Annotated in this window: 19 protein-coding genes; 9 read left to right on the top strand and 10 right to left on the bottom strand. The window is 63.4% G+C overall.

Annotated elements, in window-relative coordinates:
* Positions 1-254: 254 nt before the first annotated feature.
* The 5 genes from SOM26_RS16680 to SOM26_RS16660 form a co-directional block, all read right to left on the bottom strand.
* Positions 255-566: a hypothetical protein gene (locus tag SOM26_RS16680; protein WP_320453842.1), complete on the bottom strand. Its 312-nt coding sequence runs from the start codon at positions 564-566 to the stop codon at positions 255-257.
* Positions 563-1,771 (bottom strand): tetratricopeptide repeat protein, encoded by a 1,209-nt coding sequence (locus tag SOM26_RS16675; protein ID WP_320453841.1) that lies wholly within the window; start codon positions 1,769-1,771, stop codon positions 563-565. Before SOM26_RS16675 ends, SOM26_RS16680 begins: the two co-directional genes overlap by 4 nt.
* Positions 1,772-1,788: 17 nt before the next feature.
* On the bottom strand, positions 1,789-3,936 hold the full coding sequence (locus tag SOM26_RS16670; RefSeq protein ID WP_320453840.1) for a GumC family protein: 2,148 nt from the start codon (positions 3,934-3,936) through the stop codon (positions 1,789-1,791).
* 58 nt (positions 3,937-3,994) lie between these two features.
* Positions 3,995-4,612 carry a polysaccharide biosynthesis/export family protein gene (locus tag SOM26_RS16665; RefSeq protein WP_320453848.1) on the bottom strand — a complete coding sequence of 206 codons (618 nt, stop codon included), beginning with the start codon at positions 4,610-4,612 and terminating at the stop codon, positions 3,995-3,997.
* A gap of 135 nt (positions 4,613-4,747) precedes the next feature.
* Complete coding sequence (locus SOM26_RS16660; RefSeq protein ID WP_320453839.1) at positions 4,748-6,142, bottom strand: O-antigen ligase family protein; 1,395 nt, start codon at positions 6,140-6,142, stop codon at positions 4,748-4,750.
* Between the two features lie 106 nt (positions 6,143-6,248).
* On the opposite strand from SOM26_RS16660, the gene rfbC reads away from it, so the two are divergent.
* Genes rfbC through SOM26_RS16625 form a run of 7 tightly spaced genes read left to right on the top strand, consistent with a single transcriptional unit; the run spans position 6,249 to position 13,355 of the window.
* Positions 6,249-6,827, top strand: a complete 579-nt coding sequence (gene rfbC / locus SOM26_RS16655) for a dTDP-4-dehydrorhamnose 3,5-epimerase (protein WP_320453838.1) — start codon at positions 6,249-6,251, stop codon at positions 6,825-6,827.
* Between the two features lie 12 nt (positions 6,828-6,839).
* Positions 6,840-7,889: a dTDP-glucose 4,6-dehydratase gene (gene rfbB, locus SOM26_RS16650; RefSeq protein WP_320453837.1), complete on the top strand. Its 1,050-nt coding sequence runs from the start codon at positions 6,840-6,842 to the stop codon at positions 7,887-7,889.
* 39 nt (positions 7,890-7,928) lie between these two features.
* Positions 7,929-8,819, top strand: a complete 891-nt coding sequence (gene rfbD / locus SOM26_RS16645) for a dTDP-4-dehydrorhamnose reductase (RefSeq protein ID WP_320453836.1) — start codon at positions 7,929-7,931, stop codon at positions 8,817-8,819.
* Positions 8,816-9,682 (top strand): glucose-1-phosphate thymidylyltransferase RfbA, encoded by an 867-nt coding sequence (gene rfbA / locus SOM26_RS16640; RefSeq protein ID WP_320453835.1) that lies wholly within the window; start codon positions 8,816-8,818, stop codon positions 9,680-9,682. Before rfbD ends, rfbA begins: the two co-directional genes overlap by 4 nt.
* A 45-nt stretch (positions 9,683-9,727) precedes the next feature.
* Positions 9,728-11,380, top strand: a complete 1,653-nt coding sequence (locus tag SOM26_RS16635; protein WP_320453834.1) for a glycosyl hydrolase family 28-related protein — start codon at positions 9,728-9,730, stop codon at positions 11,378-11,380.
* Between the two features lie 57 nt (positions 11,381-11,437).
* On the top strand, positions 11,438-12,469 hold the full coding sequence (gmd, locus tag SOM26_RS16630; protein ID WP_320453833.1) for a GDP-mannose 4,6-dehydratase: 1,032 nt from the start codon (positions 11,438-11,440) through the stop codon (positions 12,467-12,469).
* A complete protein-coding gene (locus SOM26_RS16625; protein WP_320453832.1) occupies positions 12,420-13,355 on the top strand; it encodes an NAD-dependent epimerase/dehydratase family protein in 936 nt (311 codons plus the stop codon). Before gmd ends, SOM26_RS16625 begins: the two co-directional genes overlap by 50 nt.
* Before the next feature lie 145 nt (positions 13,356-13,500).
* Here the strand turns inward: SOM26_RS16625 and SOM26_RS16620 are convergent.
* Both SOM26_RS16620 and SOM26_RS16615 read right to left on the bottom strand, forming a co-directional pair.
* Positions 13,501-14,266 (bottom strand): IS5 family transposase gene (locus SOM26_RS16620; RefSeq protein WP_320453831.1). Its coding sequence is split into 2 segments (ribosomal slippage): positions 13,501-13,939 and positions 13,938-14,266, totalling 768 coding nucleotides; the frame shifts between segments, so codons are not numbered across the junction.
* A 61-nt stretch (positions 14,267-14,327) separates the two neighbouring features.
* Positions 14,328-14,618, bottom strand: a complete 291-nt coding sequence (locus tag SOM26_RS16615) for a DUF7684 family protein (RefSeq protein ID WP_320453830.1) — start codon at positions 14,616-14,618, stop codon at positions 14,328-14,330.
* Positions 14,619-14,738: 120 nt separating this feature from the next.
* On the opposite strand from SOM26_RS16615, the gene SOM26_RS16610 reads away from it, so the two are divergent.
* Positions 14,739-15,548 (top strand): IS5 family transposase, encoded by an 810-nt coding sequence (locus SOM26_RS16610; protein WP_320453829.1) that lies wholly within the window; start codon positions 14,739-14,741, stop codon positions 15,546-15,548.
* 279 nt (positions 15,549-15,827) lie between these two features.
* On the opposite strand, the gene SOM26_RS16605 is transcribed toward SOM26_RS16610, so the two are convergent.
* From SOM26_RS16605 to SOM26_RS16595, 3 genes are all read right to left on the bottom strand, one after another.
* Positions 15,828-16,588, bottom strand: a protein-coding gene (locus SOM26_RS16605; protein ID WP_320453828.1) for an IS5 family transposase whose coding sequence is annotated in 2 segments (ribosomal slippage) — positions 15,828-16,258 and positions 16,258-16,588 — 762 coding nt in all. Because the reading frame shifts where the segments join, the coding sequence is not laid out codon by codon here.
* A gap of 39 nt (positions 16,589-16,627) precedes the next feature.
* Entirely contained in the window at positions 16,628-16,924 is a 297-nt protein-coding gene (locus SOM26_RS16600) for a hypothetical protein (RefSeq protein WP_320453827.1), read from the bottom strand.
* An 18-nt stretch (positions 16,925-16,942) separates the two neighbouring features.
* Positions 16,943-17,689, bottom strand: coding sequence for a recombinase family protein (locus tag SOM26_RS16595; protein WP_475527930.1), 747 nt, complete (start codon positions 17,687-17,689; stop codon positions 16,943-16,945).
* A 94-nt stretch (positions 17,690-17,783) separates the two neighbouring features.
* On the opposite strand from SOM26_RS16595, the gene SOM26_RS16590 reads away from it, so the two are divergent.
* Entirely contained in the window at positions 17,784-20,681 is a 2,898-nt protein-coding gene (locus SOM26_RS16590; protein ID WP_320453826.1) for a Tn3 family transposase, read from the top strand.
* Positions 20,682-20,849: the final 168 nt, after the last annotated feature.

Raw genomic sequence — 20,849 nt, 5'->3', positions numbered from 1 at the left:
ACATTCTCTGAGGCAGGCATGTCCTCGCTTTCGACATGTGATCGACGCCATGTGGTCGTAACCGTTCCAAGCCCTGGACTTCTCAGTTCGGCGTCATGGGGTCCGGCTTGCACGGTATAAGCCAAGCCCATGGCGCATCATCCGGTCCCGTGAAGTCTTGCGCCCAACCGGCTATGCTGGAGGAACGCTCGAAATGCTCGCACGCGCTCCGGGTGTCATGCAGCATCTTTTTCCCAGCGGATTTTTACGATCGCTCAGTTCCTCTTGGTATTCAGCACCTTTTGCTGCGCCCGTGAGTATGACGTTGCAGGATCGCCGTTCAGATCGTCGCTATAGCCGCGGTCGATGCGGGTGCGCAGACGGCTATCAATCCGACTTTCGATTCGTGTGTTCAACCTTGCCATTGGCGTATCGCCGATCGTCGTTGCGTCCCTTGCTTGCCGCTGCCCGACTTCACCAGCCGATGATGAGGCGGTTCTGCCAGACGAATATTGCTGTGCGTGGACAGGCGCCGTGAAGGCCAGCCCCAATACGGATAGCAGGCAAAGCCGCCGCGTAATCATCATCGCGCCGCCTCCAACCGGAAATTATCGATTTGCCCGGCCAAACCGGCTGGACGATCCGAGGGGCGAGCCTGCAACGTCAGATACTGGATCGGGCAGTCGGCGGGCACATCGATATCCCCCGCGAACCTTCCGCCTCTGGTGCGCGAGACAGGTATGACGACCCGACCGAGTTCGCGCTCCTGGTCGCAACGGAGCGACCAATAGGGCAAGGCGTCATCGGGCTGGTCGATATTGCTGGACTGTCCCACGATGCGATACCTGCCAGGAGGAAGGAACTGCATCTGTCGGAGCAGCGGACCGCCGACGCCGGAGGCCGCCGAGAATTCGACAACCCCGCCCTGCTCCCCGCGCTGGATGGAACTCGAAATTCCCGTGTCGTTGACCACGCTCCAATCGAAGAGCGATGGCGTTTCGAGATTGGCCGTGAAGTCCGGATCGCGGGATCGCTGGCGCGTGACGCCAGGGCGAATGGTCGCGTAATATCGCCAGGCATCATCGATATCGCCATTGGTGACTAGGTTGTTGACGACACCGGTCTGCGCCGTCTGCGAAATCGTAACCCTGGCTTGCGACAGCGCATGGAACAGAGACGCGGCCGCTGCGGGATTTTCCCTCCGCCCGGCGACGAAGGCTATGAAACCATCCATCCACACCGGTCGCTGCGCCAGGGTCGGTACCAAGGCCCGACGGATGGCCGCATCGTCGATCGCATTGGCTAATACGGGAAACAGCAGATCCGGTGCATCACGCGATGTTCGCAGCGCAATGTCGTAATGTCGGATGGCCTGGGCGACGTTGCCAAGGGCGACCGAGTTCTCGATTGCCCAGATCTGGCTCTGGAGATCACGGCGGGACAATATCTCGGCATAGCCGAACAGCCGGGTCGCGCCGGCATTGTCGCCCCGAACCTGTGCATTCAGTCCCAGGGTCGATACGGCGAGAACGGCTGTCGGATCCTGCCGGACGGCACGCTGTGCCAGTCGACCGGCCTCGGCACGTTCTTTGCTCGTCGCACCAGGCCCTGCCATCACGCTGCTGAGCACCGCCGTGATCCGCCCGTCACCCGGTGCGAGACGGTGTGCGAGGGCCGGATTACCGCTCCGCATCGCGAAGGCCAGGGTGCGCGGCACGGTCAGAATGCCGACGCCCACCAGGAAAAGCGCCAGCAGGCCACGTATCACCCACTCACTCTTGGGCCTGGTCACGCGCCGACGCCTCGACATCAGCTGCGAGCCTCATCCGTGCGCCCATAACCATAGCCATATTCATAACCATAGCCGTAATGCGCCTTGCGGGCTTCGAACTTCGTGAGAACGCCCCCGATCACATGTGCATTGGCAAGACGGTTCAGCGCCGTCTTGACCATGGTCGAACGGATACCGTGCGATTCGACGGCGTAGATCACACCCTCGACACGACCGGCGATCAGCGGCGCATCTGCCAGCCCCATGACCGGCGGGGAGTCGATCACGACATGGTCGTAATGCTCGAGCAGACGCTCGATCAGCACCGACAACCGCGTGCCGGTCAACAGTTCCGCCGCATTGGGCGGGATCGGCCCTGCCGACATGGCGGAGATACCCAGATCGGCCATGTTGAAGATCATGGCGTCCAGATTGTCCTGCCCGGACAGGAAATTGCTGAGACCGTAATCATGGTCCACACCACCGAGATGATGGACCGATGGCGAACGCATGTCGCCATCGACCAGGATCACGCGACGCTGCGAACGTGCCAGTGTCGTGGCCAATGCCAGCGCCGTGGTCGACTTGCCCTCCGCCGGTCGTGTCGACGTCACCGCGAACGAGCGCGGCACGCCATGCTCGGTCGTAAAGGCCAGGTTGGTCTGGACCGCGATATACGCATCGACGAGATCCGACTTCCGATCGAGCAATGCCTCCTTCGGGGTGATGCCGTCGACCTTCGGCACGGACCCGAGCAATGGAACGCCCAGACGCCTTTCCACCTCTTCCGGATCGGCGATCGCCTCGTCGATCTGCTCCAGCGCGAATGCGGCGAGCGCACCGATCACCAGTCCGGCAAGCAGGGCAGCGGCCAGATTGAGGATCAGGCGTGGACTGGACGGGCGCTGTGGCACATCGGCGACATCGATCACCGATACGTTGTTCACACCAACGCCGCCTGCGACACCAATTTCCTTGAAACGCTGCAACAGGCCGTCATAGAGGGCGCGGTTGGTGTCCACTTCCTGCTGATAGATGTTGTACTGGATGCTGCGCCGACGCAGATCGAGATAGCTGTTCTTCAGCTGGTCGACCTTCGCTTCCAGATTCTGCTCGCGCTCGCGAGCCTCGCGATAATCCGCCAGCATCGACCCGGACACGCGGCTTTCTTCACGTGCAATGCTGCGATCCAACTGGTCGATCTGCGACTTGATCGCTTTCGCGGCCGGATAGCCCGGCTCGAATTGCGTCATCAGGCGCTGATAGTCCGCCGCCAGTTCGGCACGCTTCTGGCGAAGCGCATTGATCGCCTGGTTGCGCAGTGCCTCGCTCGAGGCGCCAGAACGGCCAGCTTGTTGATACCGAGCTTCAGCCTGGATCCTGTCGGCCGTCGCCTGGGTCAACGCCGTATTCAACGCCGCCAGATTGTCCGCGATGATCGAACGTTCGCTGGTCGATTTGCCATCACCGCTGGTCTGTGCCGGAAGGTTGATGATCCGCTGGGCCGACGCATAGGCGACCAGCTGCCGTTGCGACTGATCAAGCCGTTCCTTGAGCTGGGCAAGCTGGCGCTGGAGAAGGTTGCGACCATAGGACGTCGCCTGGATCTTGCGCTCCAGATTGGTCTGAATGAAATTTTCGGCCCAGGCGTTCGTCACCTTGGCGGCAAGCGCCGCATCGGGCGCCGTGAAACGAAGATTGACCAGGCGCGACAGGCGGGTCGGCACTACCTTGAAGTTCTTCAGCAGGATTTCGCCCGCGATACGCTGGCGCGTTGCCCGTCCGCTGGCCGGATACCGCCCGCCGACCTGTTGAAAGGCCGGATCCTTGGCCGATACGCCGAACATGGCGAAGAATTTGGGGTCGTCGACCAGGCCGAGCTGCGTCGCGACGCGCTCCGACAGGGCGCGCGATTCCAGCAATCCGTACTGGGTCTGGTAGAATTCCTGGTCGGCGACGCTCGCTTCGCGATTGACGCCCTGAAAGTCCGTGACCCGGTCCGATTCCCGCGAAATCTCGATCGTCGTGGAGGCGGTATATTTCGGCGTCATCAGCAGCGTGCCGATCAGCCCCAGCACGCAGCAGGCGACGACCGTACCGATGATGACATAGCGCCAGCGCAGCAGGACGCGCAGATACTGCCGAATGACCGGAACCGGCTCTGCGGTGCCGACGCCGCGCGTCATGCTCGACGGCTCGGCGCCAACGCCGTGGGATGCAACAAGATTCATAGACGGACGGACCTTATTGCAGGATCGCGAGAAGCGGTGCGGCCAGGATCGGCGACAACGAGACGAAATCGCGGAACAGGCGCCGTTGCGGAGAGTCTCCGACGACGATCACGTCGTTCGCATAGACTGCGGGATCGTCATAGGCGCCGTTGCGAATGGCGCCAATATTATAGAGCCCCGCCATTTTCCGTCCATTGACGGTACGCAGAATGACGATGTCCTCCGTGCGCGCGAATTCGGACAACCCCTTTGCCGATGCGATGACCCGCATCAGCGTCATCTGGTTGGTGACCGGATACAGGCCGGGTTCCACGACCTGCCCGTCGATGGTCACGACCTGGCTGACCGAGCTCTTAATGTTGATGGTGACTTCGGGGTCACGCACATAATGCGCCCGCAATGCCGTCTCGACACCGCGTGCCAGCTCGTCGGCGGTCTTGCCCCGGGCATCGATCGTGCCGGCCAGCGGCATCGAAATCCGGCCACTGGCATCGACCTGGATTTCCCGGCTGAGATCGGGAACGTTGAACACATCGACCTGGATCGTGTCGAGCGGACCGATCAGGGATGGTCGATCCGCAGCCGTGAGATCGGCACGGCCAGGCGCCGGCAGCTCATGCTCGTCGCGCACGACGGTCAACCTCGACGTCGACTGAAGCTCGGTTCGTCCTGAGCATGCCGACACGGCAAGGACCAGGAACAAGGCACAACATAACTTACGCATGTCTTGAAGAAGCTTCCTAAACGCGGCAGGCTGATGGGCGTGCTATAGATGCTGGCTTCGCAAGGGTAAAGCTGATCCCCGCAGAGACCCGGTTCCCGCCAACCATACCCCCGCCACAACCATCGTTACCATCATCATGGGCGTTCGAGCGGGATAATCGGAAAGGCTGGCCAGCATTACGAGCAGAAGTATTGCCGATCCCAGCCGGGCCGTGACGCTTCCTGCTGCCGATCGCCACGCGCGCACGCTGGCCTTGCCCCACCAGAGGGCCGAAGCCAGCAATAACGCAATGCCGGGCACGCCCGCGTCGAGCGCGATTTCCAGCCAGTCATTGTGCGCATGGTTGAAATAGGTGGGCTTGAGGAGCGCGAACGGTTCGTGCATGCGGAACAGGGGGTCAAAGCCGCCCAGGCCCGATCCCACCGGGAAATAGGTGCGGATCATCGCGATGACGGTCGGCAACGCCCGGCCCCGCATGTCGCTTTCCGCATCGACCATCAGCAATCGGTTGACCGATACCGCACGATCCGCCGCGACGCTGAGCGCGACGGACGACACCATCAGCCCCGCAGCAACCGCCAGCACCACCGGAAGGACCCAACGCGGCTTGCCGCGAAGCGTGCGCCTGAGCCGCGCCTGCGCCAATGCGCCACCGAACACGACGCCGAGCGCGCCGAGCGCGAGGCCAGCCCGCGACCCGCTGGCCAGGATCAGCAGGATGAACAGCAGCACCAGGCCCAGCGCCAGCGAAACCCGCCACCGACCGCCCTGGGGGGACTGGATCGCCCAGGCCGGTGCCAACACGCATCCGATCGCCAGGAAGAGGGCAAAATGATTGCGATTGGCAAAGGTCCCGCTCACATACCCTACCGTTTCGTTGATCAGGGGGTTGTCCATGCCCGACCCCGAAAACTGCACGAGCCCCAGCAACATCGAAGCCGCGACAAACCCCAGAAGCATGCCCGGTAGGAGCGAACGCTCCGCCTCCTTGAGCCCGAGGACGAAGATCAGCGTTGCGATCGGAACGACGAGCGACGCGGCCGCATTGATCGCAGCACCCGGAACGATCGCCAGGGGACGCCATGGCTGGGACTGTCCGCTGGCGGTTGCAGCCTGCATGAAAGGCTGCCGGCCGGGCAGCACCTCCCACACTCCGGGCGGCAAGGGCAAGAGTTGTAGAAACACCAGCAACAGCGCCAGGGCAAGAATAACGACGACGGGTCGCGCGGCGCCCACCACCGGCCGGTCGGCAAAGAGCGCCGCAACGATCATCAGCACCAGCGCCACGCTGCGGACCAGCACCTGACCCAGTGCATCCGCGCGGGACGCCCCCCCACCGACCCACACGGCGCACAACAGCACGAACAGCAGCGCCAGATGCAGGGAGTATCGATTAATGAGCGTGGGGCGGCGGGAAACGGCTGAGCGACGAGACATATAGCGACGCTACACCAATTTTTCCGGCAAAAAAACCGAGACGCGTCGGATTCCCGGCCTCTTGCCATCTGGCCAATCAGGATGACCATAGTTACTAGCCCATGCCGTGGCTATTTCATCTTCCCCCGTTCAGCTCGTTCGTCCGAAACGCTTCGGTGATGCCCGCGGTTGGTTCACCGAGGTCTATTCGGTCCCGGCATTTGATGCCCTCGGCATCACCCCTAGCTTTGTGCAGGACAATCATTCGCTCTCCGTCCCTGCCTTTACGCTGAGGGGCCTGCACTTCCAGGCACCCCCGCGCGGCCAAGACAAGCTGGTGCGCTGCATCCGCGGTCGCATCTTCGACGTCGCGGTCGATGTCCGGCGGGATTCACCAACCTATGGTCAATGGGTCGGTGCCGAGCTCTCGGCTGAAAACGGACATCAGCTGTTCATTCCGATCGGTTTCGCTCATGGTTTCGTGACGCTGGAGCCCGACTGCGAAGTCACCTACAAGTGTTCCGACACCTACGCGCCGGATCATGACGGCGGCATCCGCTGGGACGACCCCGCCATCGGTATCGAATGGCCCATCCCCGCCGGGATCTCGCCCGAGCTGTCCGCGAAGGATCGCGTTCAGCCCTTGCTCGCCGATTTCGACAGCCCCTTCACCTATGACGGGCGTCCCCTGACGCCGCTGGCCTGAGAGACATAACCTATGCGTATCTTCGTCACCGGCGGGGCCGGTTTCATCGGTTCGGCCCTTGTTCGGCACCTGATCGAAAACAGTGCCCATGAGGTACTGAATTTCGACAAGCTGACCTATGCGGGAACGCTCTCGACGGTCGAAAGCGTCTCGGACAACGATCGCTATCGCTTCGTGAAGGGCGATATCTGCAATGCCGAGGAGGTTCGTGACGCGATCGCCGCTTTCCGGCCCGACATCATCACGCATCTCGCCGCGGAAAGCCATGTCGATCGTTCGATCGATGGACCCGGCGCATTCGTGCAGACCAATGTCGTTGGCACCTACACGATGCTGGCCGAGGCACGCGCCTATTGGCTCGCGCTCGACGATGACGCCAAGCGCGCCTTTCGTTTCCACCACATCTCGACGGACGAGGTCTACGGATCGCTGGGCGATACCGGACTGTTCACCGAGGAAACCCCCTATGATCCGCGATCGCCCTATTCGGCGTCGAAGGCGGGCAGCGATCATCTGGTTTCGGCCTGGGGCCACACCTTCGGCCTGCCCGTGCTCATCACGAACTGCTCGAACAATTACGGCCCCTATCACTTCCCCGAGAAGTTGATCCCGCTGATGATCGCCAAGGCCCTCGATGGCGAACCGTTGCCTATTTACGGCAAGGGCGATCAGGTCCGCGATTGGCTTTATGTCGAAGACCATGTACGGGCGCTGCAGACGGTGTTCGAACGCGGCGAGCCGGGTCGGACCTACAATGTCGGCGGCCATAACGAGCGGCAGAATATCGAGGTGGTCAAGACCCTTTGCGCCATCCTCGACGAGAAGCGCCCGCGTGCCGATGGCCAATCCTACACCACGCAGCTCACTTCAGTCGCCGATCGTCCGGGCCATGACAAGCGCTATGCCATCGACGCCAGCCGCATCGGCGACGAACTGGGCTGGACGCCCGCCGAAACCTTTGAGACCGGCATCGCAAAGACGGTGCAATGGTATCTCGACAACGAGGATTGGTGGCGCCCGCTGATCGCCGCAAAGGCGGCCGAACGCCGTGGGGTCGCGTAACATGTCGACGGGCCTGATTGTTGACGGGAGGGTGATGGCATGACCCGCTATGTGCTCGTGACCGGGGGCCAGGGGCAACTCGGCACCGAACTGCAACGATGTGCCTGGCCCCAGGGCTGGGAGGTCGTTGCGATCGATCTCGCGGACCTCGATCTGACCGATACCGCGGCGATCGCGGCCCGTGTGGCCGAGCGCCCATGGGCCGCGATCATCAATGGCGCGGCCTACACCGCTGTCGACAAGGCCGAGAGCGACATTGTCACGGCATGGGCGGTCAACGCTATGGCCCCGGCCGCCTTCGGCGAGGCCTGCGCCAAGGCCGATATCCCGCTTGTGCAGGTTTCGACCGACTACGTATTCCCGGGTGACAAGGAAGGCCTACGGCATCCGGACGATGCCGTAGGCCCCCTGAGCGTCTATGGCGCATCGAAACTGGGCGGCGAGCTCGCCGTACGAACCAGCGGCGCGCGTCATGCCATCGTGCGCACCGCCTGGGTCGTATCGGCACACGGAAACAATTTCATCAAGACGATGCTGCGCGTCGGGGCGACCAATGGAGTCCTGCGCGTGGTCGACGACCAGACCGGCAGCCCGACAAGCGCGGCCGATCTGGCTCACGCGCTGATGACGATCGCGGTGCGCCTTGCTGATGACGCCGACACACCGAGCGGCACCTATCACTTCAGCAATGCGGGCGCGGTGACCTGGGCGGGCTTCGCAACCGAAATTTTTGCGCAAAGCGCCGCACGGGGCGGCCCGACGGCAGAGGTGGTCGGCATTACCACGGCGGAATATCCGACACCGGCCAAGCGGCCCGTCAACTCGCTGCTGGATCACGGTGCGATCACCGCAGCCTATAACATCACCCCCCGCCCCTGGCCCGAAGCCTTGGGCGATATTCTAGACGAATTGATCGGAGCAAAGCAGTGAAGGGCATCATCCTTGCGGGCGGTTCGGGCACGCGGCTCCATCCGGCGACACTGGCGGTCAACAAGCAATTGCTGCCTGTCTATGACAAGCCGATGATCTATTACCCGCTATCGGTGCTCATGCTCGCCGGTATCCGCGATATCCTGATCATCTCGTCGCCCGAATATATGGACAATTACCAGCGTCTTTTCGGCAACGGCTCATCGTTCGGGCTATCGATCACCTATGCCGAGCAACCCCGGCCAGAGGGTCTGGCACAGGCGTTCACGATCGGCGCGGATTTCATCGGTGACGACAATGTTGCCTTGGTACTGGGCGACAACATCTTCTTCGGTGCCAACCTCACCGACCTGCTGGCCAGCGCGGTCGCCCGCAAGAACGGCGCGACCGTCTTCAGCTACCGCGTCGAGGATCCCGAGCGTTACGGCGTCGTCGAACTCAGCGAAGACGGCCGGGCCATCTCCCTGGAGGAAAAGCCTTCGCAGCCGAAGTCCGACCATGCCGTCACGGGCCTCTACTTCTATGACAACCGCGTCGTGGACATGGCCCGCAACCTGAAGCCTTCGGCGCGTGGCGAACTCGAAATTACCGACCTCAACCGCCTCTATATGGAGGCCGGCGATCTGTACGTCGAGCCGATGGGCCGTGGTTATGCCTGGCTAGACACCGGCACGCATGACAGCCTGCTCGAGGCGTCTGAATTCGTTCGCACGCTGCAGCATCGTCAGGGTATCCAGATTGCCTGTCTGGAAGAGATCGCGTTCGAAATGGGGTTCATCAACGCCGATCAGGCACGTGCCGCAGGCCAGCGGTTCAGCAAAACCGCCTATGGGCGGGCTATCCTGAAGGCGGTCGAGGGCTGAGCCGATCATTCGCATGACGTCGCCCCGCCGTCCGCATCCGTCCACATGACGATCGACCGCCGCGCCCTGATCACCGGCGGGACGGTCGCGGCGGCCGTGCCGATCACGCAGGCGTTGCGCTCGATCGGCATGCCGCCCGCGCCGCCCCAGGCGCCGGGGATCAACGCTGTATCGGTGCTTGATTTCGGCGCGGTCGGCGATGGGCAGACGGACGACAGCGCGGCCGTCCAGCGTGCTTACGACACGCTCGTCCAGCGGGGCGGAGGACGTCTTTATTTTCCGACCGGACGTTATAGGATCGCGCTCGTCCTTACGGCCCGGTCGGTCCATCTGAGCGGGACGGGTGCCAGTAGCAGCATCCTGATCCCGGCATCTGCCGATGCCGCGGCCGTGACGGCGCTTTATCGAAACGGGGCGATCGCCCCCGTTTCGATCCACGATCTGGGGTTTCGTGGATTCGCAGGTGCCGGTTCCCTGTTTTCTGCGGGCGGGACACGCTACGTCTCGAATGCCGAATATTCCGGCGAGACGCATTTCGCCCGCTGTGCCTTTGCCGGGGCCACGCGCTGCATCGAACGGCGGTTCGGCTCCATCGATCTGCAACTCGATCAATGCCAGTTCGATCACGCGGACTACCATATCCATGTCACCACGCCAGGCGAACGGGACGGCGCCGACCTGATGCATGGTGGCTGTCTGGTCGTTCGTCGGTGCTGGCTCAGCAATTTCGAAAAAGCGATGCTGTTCGTCGACAGTCCGGTCGAAGGCAGCGGGCAGATCACGCTCGAGCAGAACATCGTCGAAAACGGTCGCGGGTTCGTTCACTATTTTCGGCGATTTCGTGGCTCGCGCGCGCCCGGTATCGTCATCCGCGACCAGTGGAACGAGGGCACCGCAACGGGACGGAACCTGACCATCGGGCAGGATCGCCATCCCGCCGCCCAATATCTCTTCGCCGACCAGGTAACGCCCACCATCCTGATCGAGAATAGCCCCGTCGGGAACGTGACACTGCGTGGTTCGTCCATCGCGACCCGTGCATGCGACCTGAGCGATTTCGCCATGGCGACCGATGGGTCCAGCAGTGTGGCCCATGAATTGGCGACCGCCGTGACCGGGACCGTGGCGGGGCTCGCACGGTCCGTCGCGGCACCGATCCAGCGCGACGCCTTGCAGATGCCCTGGTTCCATGTCCCGCTGCCGCGCGCGCAGTCCCTGGCATTCCAGCAACAAACCCTGTTCGCTGACCCATGCTCGGCGATGGCGCCCCTGAAGGGTTCACGCATCCAGGGTGGTCGAGCGATCCCGCAGGATGCGGCATTGCCCGGCATAACTGCCTGTACCGAGGTCATGCTGCGGCAAGGTGATCGACTGTTTCCGACGATCGGGCGGGCCATTCCGGCCAATCACTGGATCGTCGTCCTCATCATCTACCGCATGATGTCCGGTGAGGCGATGGCACAAGTCACCGGCGCCCGTGGAATGTCGAGCGGCGCGAGATTGAGCGGTTCGACGTGGCAGGCATTGACCAGCATCTGCCGCCCCACCGAGACGGATGTCGCCGGCAATTCGATCCATCTCACCGCAACCGCCGATGCCGTGGTTCGATTGGGTGGAATTGCCCTGATCGCCACGCCCACGCTAGAGCAAAGCCTTGACTTTGCCAATGCACTGCTGTTCCCAGCAACAGTGCGCTGATTCCAGCGGCCCCATCTTTCACAACCGACGATTTCGCCGCTTACGGAGTTTGCAATTATGAGCAAGACCGCCCTCATCACCGGCGTGACCGGCCAGGACGGCAGCTATCTCGCCGAACTACTGGTCGAGAAGGGCTACAAGGTCCACGGAATGGTCCGCCGGGCCAGCACCGTCAACACATGGCGTATCGATCGCCTTTTGGACGAGGCCTATAGTGACCGCTTCGCATTGCATTACGGCGATCTGTCGGATGCCAATTCCCTGCGTCACCTGATCGACCTGACCCAACCGGACGAGATCTACAACCTTGCGGCGCAGAGCCATGTCCGGGTCAGCTTCGACCAGCCGGAATATACCTGTGACGTGACGGGCACCGGCGTGCTTCGGCTGCTCGAAGCGATCCGCGCCTCGATCCAGCGCGATCCCAAGCAGATCCGCTTCTACCAAGCCGGTTCGAGCGAGATGTTCGGCTCGGCGAACCCGCCGCAGAGCGAGGAAACGCGTTTCCAGCCGCGCAGCCCCTATGCCTGTGCAAAGGTCTATGCCCATTATCAGACGGTGAACTACCGCGAGAGCTATGGGATGTTCGCCAGCAACGGCATCCTGTTCAATCACGAGAGCCCGCGCCGCGGCGAAACCTTCGTCACGCGCAAGATCACCCTGGCGGCCGCCCGCATCAAGCTGGGGCTTCAGAAGAAGCTGTATCTCGGCAATCTCGACGCCAAGCGCGACTGGGGCTTCGCCGGCGACTATGTCGAGGCGATGTGGCGCATGCTGCAGCACGATCACGCCGATGATTTCGTCGTCGCGACCAACACGGCGATCTCGATCCGCGACTTCCTGCAGCTGACGTTCGAACCGCTTGACCTCGACTGGCAGGATTTTGTTGAGATCGACGAGCGCTTCTACCGCCCGGCCGAGGTCGACTATCTGCTTGGCGACTATTCCAAGGCGGAGCGTGAGCTGGGCTGGACGCCGAAGACCGATGTCGCGTCGCTGGCACGGATGATGGTCGAGAGCGATCTCGAACTGGCAAAGCGTGAGCGCAACCACCGCAACATCGATGAACTCGAGGCGCGGATTGTCTGAACGGCCGGCACTCCTCGTTACCGGGGCGTCCGGATTCGTTGGACGCCACGTCATAGCGGCAGGCCGCGATCGATATGCCATTCTGGCGACCGGTCGCGGCACCCGTCCGACGTGGCTGCCCGATGATGTGGCATGGCATCAGGTCGATCTGCTGGATCGCGCCTCGGTTGCCACGCTGCCGCGTGACGTGCCCCACATCCTTCATCTGGCCAGCGAAACCGTGCCGGCACGGTTCACCTCCTACGAGCCGCTGGCGGAATCGGTGGAGATGACGCTCAACCTGTGCCGCCATCTGACGTCGGGGCGGCTCGTGTTCACCAGTTCGTGCCTGGTGTACGGAGCCAGCACCAAGCCGCTTGTAGAGGACGATCCCCTCGATCCTCGCGGCAATTACGGTTTGGCCAAGACGATCGGGGAAGCGATCGTTTGCCGAACGTCCGGTCTGGAGGCCGTCGTCGCGCGGCCGTTCAACCATATCGGTTCCGGGATGCGCCCCGATCTCGTCATCCCCTCGATCGTCTGCCGGGTGAAGGCGGCCATCGATGGGGAACCCATTCAGATGCTCGGGCTGGACAGCATCCGCGATTTCCTGGACGTGTCGGATATCGTCGCGGCCTATTTCGCGCTCCTCGACGCGCCCAGCCTGCCCTTTTCCGCCTTCAACGTGGCAAGCGGTCAGCCGACCAGCATCTCGGACGTGGTGCGCGCAACCGCCCGTATCCTCCACAAGCCAATCGGAGAGGTGCTGTTTTCGGCCCAGGGAAACTCGGCCGACGACACGTCCATCGTCGTGGGCGACGCCCAGCGCCTGCGCACCGCAACCGGATGGAAGCCCCGTGTCAGCCTTGAGGAAAGTTTGCAGCGGCTGGCCGCCAGCACGTCGTGAATCGAACCCCGGAGGGTTGACCTGTCGAACCGCCAAGAGCCGGCGACGCTCCTGGCTCGTTCAGGGCGGACAAGGGGATATGGTGAGCCGTTCCGTCGAACCTGGGGTCGGTTCCGGCTGAGGGCGAAATGACACCCTAGGCGGATTAGGCCGTAGACTCATAAGCTCGGAGCCATAGCCGCATTGAAGCAAGCTGGACCATGGCGAGGAAGTTGGCGGCCAGCTTGTCGTAGCGGGTGGCAACGCGGCGAAAGTGCTTCAGTTTGGAGAAGAAGCGTTCGATGAGGTTGCGCTCACGGTAGAGCCGCTTGCTGAAGCAGGGCTTCCACTTGCGGTTGCTCTTGGGCGGGATGTTGGGCGTGGCGCCTTGGTACTGAATCAACTCGCGGATGCGGTCGGCATCGTAGGCCTTATCGGCGAGCACGATGGTGCGCGGGCCGAAATGGTTGAGCAGCGTGTCAGCAATCTGCCCATCGTGCGCCTGTCCAGCGGTCAAGCCGGGCCGGATCGGGAGGTCTTGCGCATCGACAACGACGTGGATCTTGGTCGTGAGCCCGCCTCGGGAGCGACCGAGACAATGATCTGGACCCCCTTTTTCCGGTCGCAGCTTGCTGGTGCGCCCGGACGGAAGTGCTGTCGATCATCTGGATCTCGCCGTCGTGAGCGGCGCTGATGGCGTCCATCAGCCGGTTCCACACACCTGACTGCCGCCGTCGATTGAACCGATTGTAGCAGGTGGTGCGCGGGCCGTAGCGCTCCGGCAAGTCAAGCCATGGCGCGCCGGAGCGCAGCACCGAGAAGATACCGTTCAGCGTGCGCCGGTCATCAATACGCGGTACCCCTCGCGGCTTGTTGGGCAGGAGCGGCTCTATCACGCGCCACTCGAAGTCGCTCAGGTCGTATCGGCTCATGCCGATGCTGAATCAGAACAGGTTGTAAGTTGGAAGCCGCAATTGTGGATGGCGGTTGCTTCTAAAGCCGAACCTCCTCGACTGGGTCTCCGCGCTCGAACTCCCATGTTATCGCCATGTTCAACACATCCTCGAACGGCTCGGTCGGATGGGATGTGGTGCATAAGAAGCGAGAGCCATCGCTTCCATCACCTACAACGATCTCGTCGATGATGTCCTCAATCCTGCCGCAGCCCGGCCCGACGACAGTCACAAGCGATACACCATCGTTCAGACATTGCTCGACAAAGCCATCAAGCAGCGTCTCATCCGATACAGGAGCGTGAAGAATGATCTTGCGGGCAAGCGGCATATGCGAACTGTAAGCCGCTCACGCTGCATGCGCCACTCGGTTCACGTTTATGGGTTCACGACCTAGCTCGACCTAGGGCTGTTATGGACTTGGAGGATCGGCTGATTCATCTGATTTTGGATGAGTGTTTGCCGCAAGCCGTATCCGTCTGACATCAACAACGAGGAATGGTCGCTGATCGTGCCATACCTGCTGTTGCAGCGGGAGGATGCGGGCCAACGAGAGCATGATCTGCGCGAGGTTTTCAACGGCTTGCGTTACATCGTGAAGACGGGCGCACCGTGGCGGTGGATGCCGAACGACCTGCCTCCCTGGGCTGCGGTGTACCAACAGACGCAACGCTGGCTGGCAGCGGGCTGTTTCGAGGCGATGGTGGACGATCTGCGCGGTGTATTGCGACTAGCCGCAGGACGCCCGGCCGAACCCAGCGCCGCCATCATCGACAGTCGGACGCTGCGATCGACGCCCGAGAGCGGGGAACGAGCCGGCTATGACGTGGGCAAGCGCAAGAAAGGCTCGAAAATTCACATGGCGGTGGATACGCTGGGTCATCTGCTGGCGCTGCACGTCACACCCGCCAGCGCCGAGGATCGCGGTGAGGTGGAGTGGCTCGCCCGCACCGTGCAGGCCGTCACCGATGGGCACGTCGAGATCGCCTGGGTGGACCAGGGCTATACCGGCGAGCGTGCCGTCAATGCCGCGGCCGGGCACGGTATCGCCCTGAAGGTCGTCAAGCTGCCTGAAGCCAAACGCGGCTTCGTGCTGCTGCCGCGCCGCTGGGTTGTCGAACGATCATTCGCCTGGGCAACCCGCTTCCGCCGCCTCGTCAAAGATTATGAACGCTACGCCGAAACACTCGCCGGACTTCATGTCGTAGCCTTCGCATGCCTCATGATGAAGCAAGTCGTTCAACTCGCCATAGGTTCATAACAGCCTCTAGGGGTTAGCTGCCTTTGCCTAAAGCTCGATCGAAAGCCGTTCGAGCAGTGTCGGTGTCGAAGGGTGCCCCGCTTAATTCGGGGAAGGTTCGTGCCTTGCGAGCCGCCTCGTTCAACCGGGCGGCCGTCGCTCCAGCCCGCCAACACGCAACGACCGTTTCATCCATCCTGAGATGGCACATCGTGACCTGAAAAACCCGTGTAGAATGCCTGGAATACCCAGTTCCGCGCGGCGAAATACCCAATGCTTGGTTCTAGGAGGTGTGGACATTTACCGAAGCCATAGGATGGTGGCGGCGAGAGTGAAGATGGCGAGGTAGTTTCGGGCGGTTTTCTCGAAGCGAGTGGCGACGCGTCGGAATTGCTTGAGGCGGGAGAAGCAGCATTCGACGAGGTGTCGCTCGCGGTAGAGGTGCCGGTCGAAAGGGTATCTGCTGGCCCGCTGGGGCGTGTTGGGGATGACGGCGGTAGCGCCTTTGTCGGCGATGATCTGGCAGAAGTGCGCGGCATCGTAGGCGCCATCGGCCAGCACGACCTGGGCCGGCAGCCCGGCGATGAGCGGTGCGGCTTGCGGCACGTCGCCACGGTGACTGGCGGTGAGTCGGAAGGCGACGGGGTTGCCAAGCCCGCGCACAGCCATGTGGATCTTGGTGCTCAGGCCGCCGCGAGAACGGCCGAGCGCCTGATCTTCAGCCCCCTTTTAGCGCCCGACGCACGCTGGTGGGCACGAATGATGGTGCTGTCGACGATCAGGTATTCAAAGTCGCCATCATCGGCCATGGCAGCGAAGATGCGGTGCCAGATGCCCTTGGCGCTCCAACAGCTGAACCGGCGGAACGCGCTGTTCCACGGGCCGAACACGTCAGGCAGATCGCGCCAGGGCGAACCCGTCCGCACGATCCACAGCACCGCTTCCACAAACATCCGGTTGTCGCGCCCCGATGAACCGCGTGTCCGCTCGTCGCCGATGATGTGCCGCGACATCCGCCCCCACTGCTCATCGCCCAAGATCAATCGATCCAGCACGCCCATGATCGCCTCCCGCAGAAAGCAACCTTGAATCAGATCACGTCAGCCTTGGGAATCCCAAGAGTCCACGGCTCCTAGACTCTCCACTGTGTCGTCCAGAAACAGCGCGTCGGCCTCTGCGCCCATCCTATGGAGCCAGATGTGGGCGAGCATCAGTGCGTCATCAACGCGCTTGTCGCTGTTGGAGATGACCTCAACCGATGCGTCACCCCCTTCGTCCCAGATAGTGACCCAGTCGCGATCGACATCAATTGAGTGAGGGCGGCCGTCTGCAAGACGAACAATCGCCTCACCTCCGACGGGAACTTCGAACTGGTCGCATTGCAGTTCTACGAACACCGTCAGGGGTCTTTCGCCCTATTTCTTATAGGTATCCGCATTGCGTTTTTCCATGCTCATGATGCTGAACGTGCCATGGTAGCCCAATGTCGGCAATTGGGGCGTAAGTGGCTCTTCCCACAGAAGCAGACATTGGCTCACTCTGCTATTACGGTATTGGGAACCGCATCCTCTCGCGCCCGTCCGACGATCGCGGCGACGGTGTTCTTGTTGGCTGAGGTCGCGCGCGATCCAGCGATAGCTGCGCCCCTCGGCGACGAGGACCAGCACTTTGGGGGCGAGCCGGTCGGACTTGGCTCGGTCGCCGGTCTGCCGTCCGAGCTTGCGGCCCCGCGCCCGTGCCCCGGCAAGGCCGGAGCGCACCCGTTCGCTCAACATGTCGCGCTCGAACTGCGCGATACCGGCAAGCATCGTCGCCATCATCCGCCCGTGCGGTGTGTCGACCTTGAACGTCATGCCGCTCATCGCGACCACCGACACGCGCCAGCCCGACAGCCGGTTCAGCGTGTCGAGCAGGTCCTGCGTCGAGCGGCCCCAGCGGCTGAGTTCGGTAACGAGGATCGCATCGATGTGGCGGGCTTGCGCCAGCTTCATCACCTCGGCGCGCGCCGAGCGGTTGCCCTTCATGACCGAGGCGGTTTCGCGGAAGACCTCGACCACCTCATAGCCGCCACGCTCTGCGAAACCGGCGAGGTCGCGCAGCTGCCGCTCACACGACTGGTCGGCGGTCGAGACGCAGGCGTAGATGGCGGCGCGTTGTCCCAATCGAACCTTCCTGAAATCCGGCCCCGAAAACCCTTGATCTGCGTAGGTTCAGTGTTGTTCAAAACAGACTTCTGTTCAACTGGGACACTGGGCCATGCCGCGCCGCCATATCCTGAGCGCCCGGCAACGGTCGGCGCTGCTCGACCTGCCGACCGACGAGCCGTCGCTGCTGCGGCATTACATCTTGGCCGACGACGATCTGATCCATATCGACCGACGACGACGCCCGGAGAACCGGATCGGCTTCGCGCTGCAACTGTGTGCGCTGCGCTATCCCGGCCGGATGCTGGCACCGGGCGAAGTCATCCCGCTGGCGGTGTCGGCCTTCCTCGGTGCCCAGCTCGGCATCACCGGCGACACGCTCGTCCGCTATGCCGTCCGCCGCCAGACCCGCCAGCAGCACATGGAGGTGCTGCGCCGGACCTACGGCTACAGGGCGTTCCCCGGTCAGGGCGCACCGGGACGGGCATTCCGCGACTGGCTGCTCGCCGAAGCCGAACAGGCGCGCTCCAACGACGATCTTGCCCGGCGCTTCATCGCCCGCTGTCGCGACACCATAACCATCCTGCCGGCGATCACCACCATCGAGCGGCTGTGCGCCGACGCGCTGGTCGCGGCCGAGCGCGCGATCGAGAAGCGGATCGCCGCGCGCCTCGATCGTGTCGCCTGCACCCGGCTCGACCGGCTGACGACCGAGATGCTGCCGGGCGCGATCAGCCGCTTCAGCTGGCTGCGCCGGATCGAGCCGGGCAACAATTCCGGCGCGGCGAACCGGCTGCTCGACCGATTAGAGTTCTTGCGCGCGATGAACCTCGGCGCTGACCTGCTCGCCGGCATCCCGCCGCACCGCGTCGCTTGTCTGCGCAGGCAGGGCGAACGTTATTTCGCCGATGGGCTGCGTGACCTGAACGCCGATCGGCGTCGCGCCATCCTCGCGGTCTGTGTCATCGAATGGGCGGCCGCGACTGCCGATGCCGTTATCGAGACGCACGACCGGATCGTCGGCCGCACTTGGCGCGAGGCGAAGCAGTTGCACGATGCGCGTGCTGCGGAAACCAGAGGTGCGGTCACCGCGACGCTGGACGGGTTCGCCGCGCTCGGGCGATCGCTGCTCGACGCACATGGTGAGGGCGCGTCGCTGGAGGATGCGGTCGCGCACGCGGCAGGATGGGACCGGCTCGACCGCCTCGTTGCGACGGCAAGGACGTTGACCTACACGCTGGGCGACGATCCGCTGGCGCATGTCGATCGGGGCTATCACCGCTTCCGCCGCTATGCGCCGCGTATGCTCCGCTGCCTCGACCTCGCAGCCGCGCCGGTGGCCCGCCCCCTGCTCGACGCGGTGAAGGCCATCGCCGCCAAGGGCGAACTCCCGGCGGCCGACGATTTCCTGCGCCCGCATTCCAAATGGCGTCGTCAGTTGCGGGTAAAGGGCGGGGACGATGCTCGCCTCCGTGAGGTCGCGGTGATGTTCCACCTGCGCGACGCGCTGCGCTCAGGCGACATCTGGCTTGACCGCTCGCACCGCTATGGTGACCTGCGCCATGTCCTCGTACCGATGACGGTCGCGCGCACCATGAAGCTGGTGGTGCCGCCCGACCCGCATGTCTGGCTCGCCGATCGCAAGGCGCGGCTTGCCGATGGCCTTGCCCGGCTCGGTCGCGCCGCGCGGAACGGAACGATCCCGCATGGCAGCATCGAGGACGGCACGCTGCGCATCGACCGTCTCACCGCCGATCCGCCGGACGGGATCGAGGAGCTGGTGCTCGATCTGTACCGTCGCCTGCCGCCAGTTCGCATCACCGATCTGCTGATCGAAGTCGATGCAGCGCTCGGCTTCACCGATGCCTTCACCCACCTGCGCACCGGCGTGCCGTGTGGCGACCGGATCGGCCTGCTCAATGTCCTGCTCGCCGAGGGGCTGAACCTCGGCCTGCGCAAGATGGCCGAAGCCTGCAATACCCACGATTACTGGCAGCTCTCCCGCCTCGCGCGCTGGCATGTCGAGAGCGAGGCGATCGATCAGGCACTGGCCGCCGTGGTCGCCGCGCAGGGCGACCTGCCCATGGCGCGGGTCTGGGGCATGGGCACCACCGCATCCGCCGATGGTCAATTCTATCCTGCCGCGCGGCAGGGCGAGGCGATGAACACGGTCAACGCCCGCTACGGCAACGATCCCGGCATCAAGGCTTATACCCACGTCAACGACCGCTTCGCGCCGTTCGCGTCGCAGTCCATCCCCGCGACTGTCAGCGAGGCACCCTATCTGCTCGACGGGCTGACGATGAACGAGGCGGGCCGACGGATCGAGGAGCAATATGCCGACACCGGCGGGTTTACCGACCACCTGTTCGGTATCAGCGTGATGCTCGGCTATCGCCTCGTGCTGCGTATCCGAGACCTGCCTTCCAAACGGCTGTACGTCTTCGACCCTGCTGCTACGCCAAGCGAACTGCGCCCGCTGGTGGGCGGCAAGGCGCGCGAGGCGCTGGTCGTCGCCAACTGGCCCGACCTGTTCCGCTGTGCCGCCACCATGAGTGCCGGCCGGATCGCGCCGAGCCGTATCCTGCGCAAGCTCGCCGCCTATCCCCGCCAGAACGACTTGGCCGCAGCCCTGCGCGAGGTCGGGCGGATCGAGCGCACGCTGTTCATCATCGAATGGATCCTCGATACCGGGATGCAGCGCCGCGCGCTGGTCGGCCTCAACAAGGGCGAAGCGCACCACGCGCTCAAGAACGCGCTGCGCATCGGTCGCCAAGGCGAAATCCGCGACCGTACCAGCGAAGGCCAGCACTACCGGATCGCGGGCCTGAACCTGCTCACCGCCATCATCGTCTACTGGAACACCTTGCACCTCGGCAATGCCGTCGAGGCCCGGCGTCGCGAAGGGCTGGACACGCCCGACCATCTTCTCGCCCACGTCTCTCCGCTGGGGTGGGCGCACATCCTCCTTACCGGCGAATACCTCTGGCCGGAGGACCCTGGCGCTTAGGGTGTCATTTCGCCCTCAGCCGGAACCGACCCCAACCTCGACTGCAAAGCGCAGGCGTCAGACCCGGTGACCGGTCCGCCGGCTGACGCGGCCCGACAGCTTGGCACCAATATCCCGGGCACCGCCCAGTCCCGGCCCGGTCCGGCTCGACTACCTGGCCGATCTGTC

Source organism: Sphingomonas sp. CFBP8993, assembly GCF_034044895.1.
Taxonomy (GTDB): Bacteria; Pseudomonadota; Alphaproteobacteria; order Sphingomonadales; family Sphingomonadaceae; genus Sphingomonas.
Note: the sequence above shows the minus strand (reverse complement) of the source record. Positions and strands in the feature narration are given on the sequence as shown.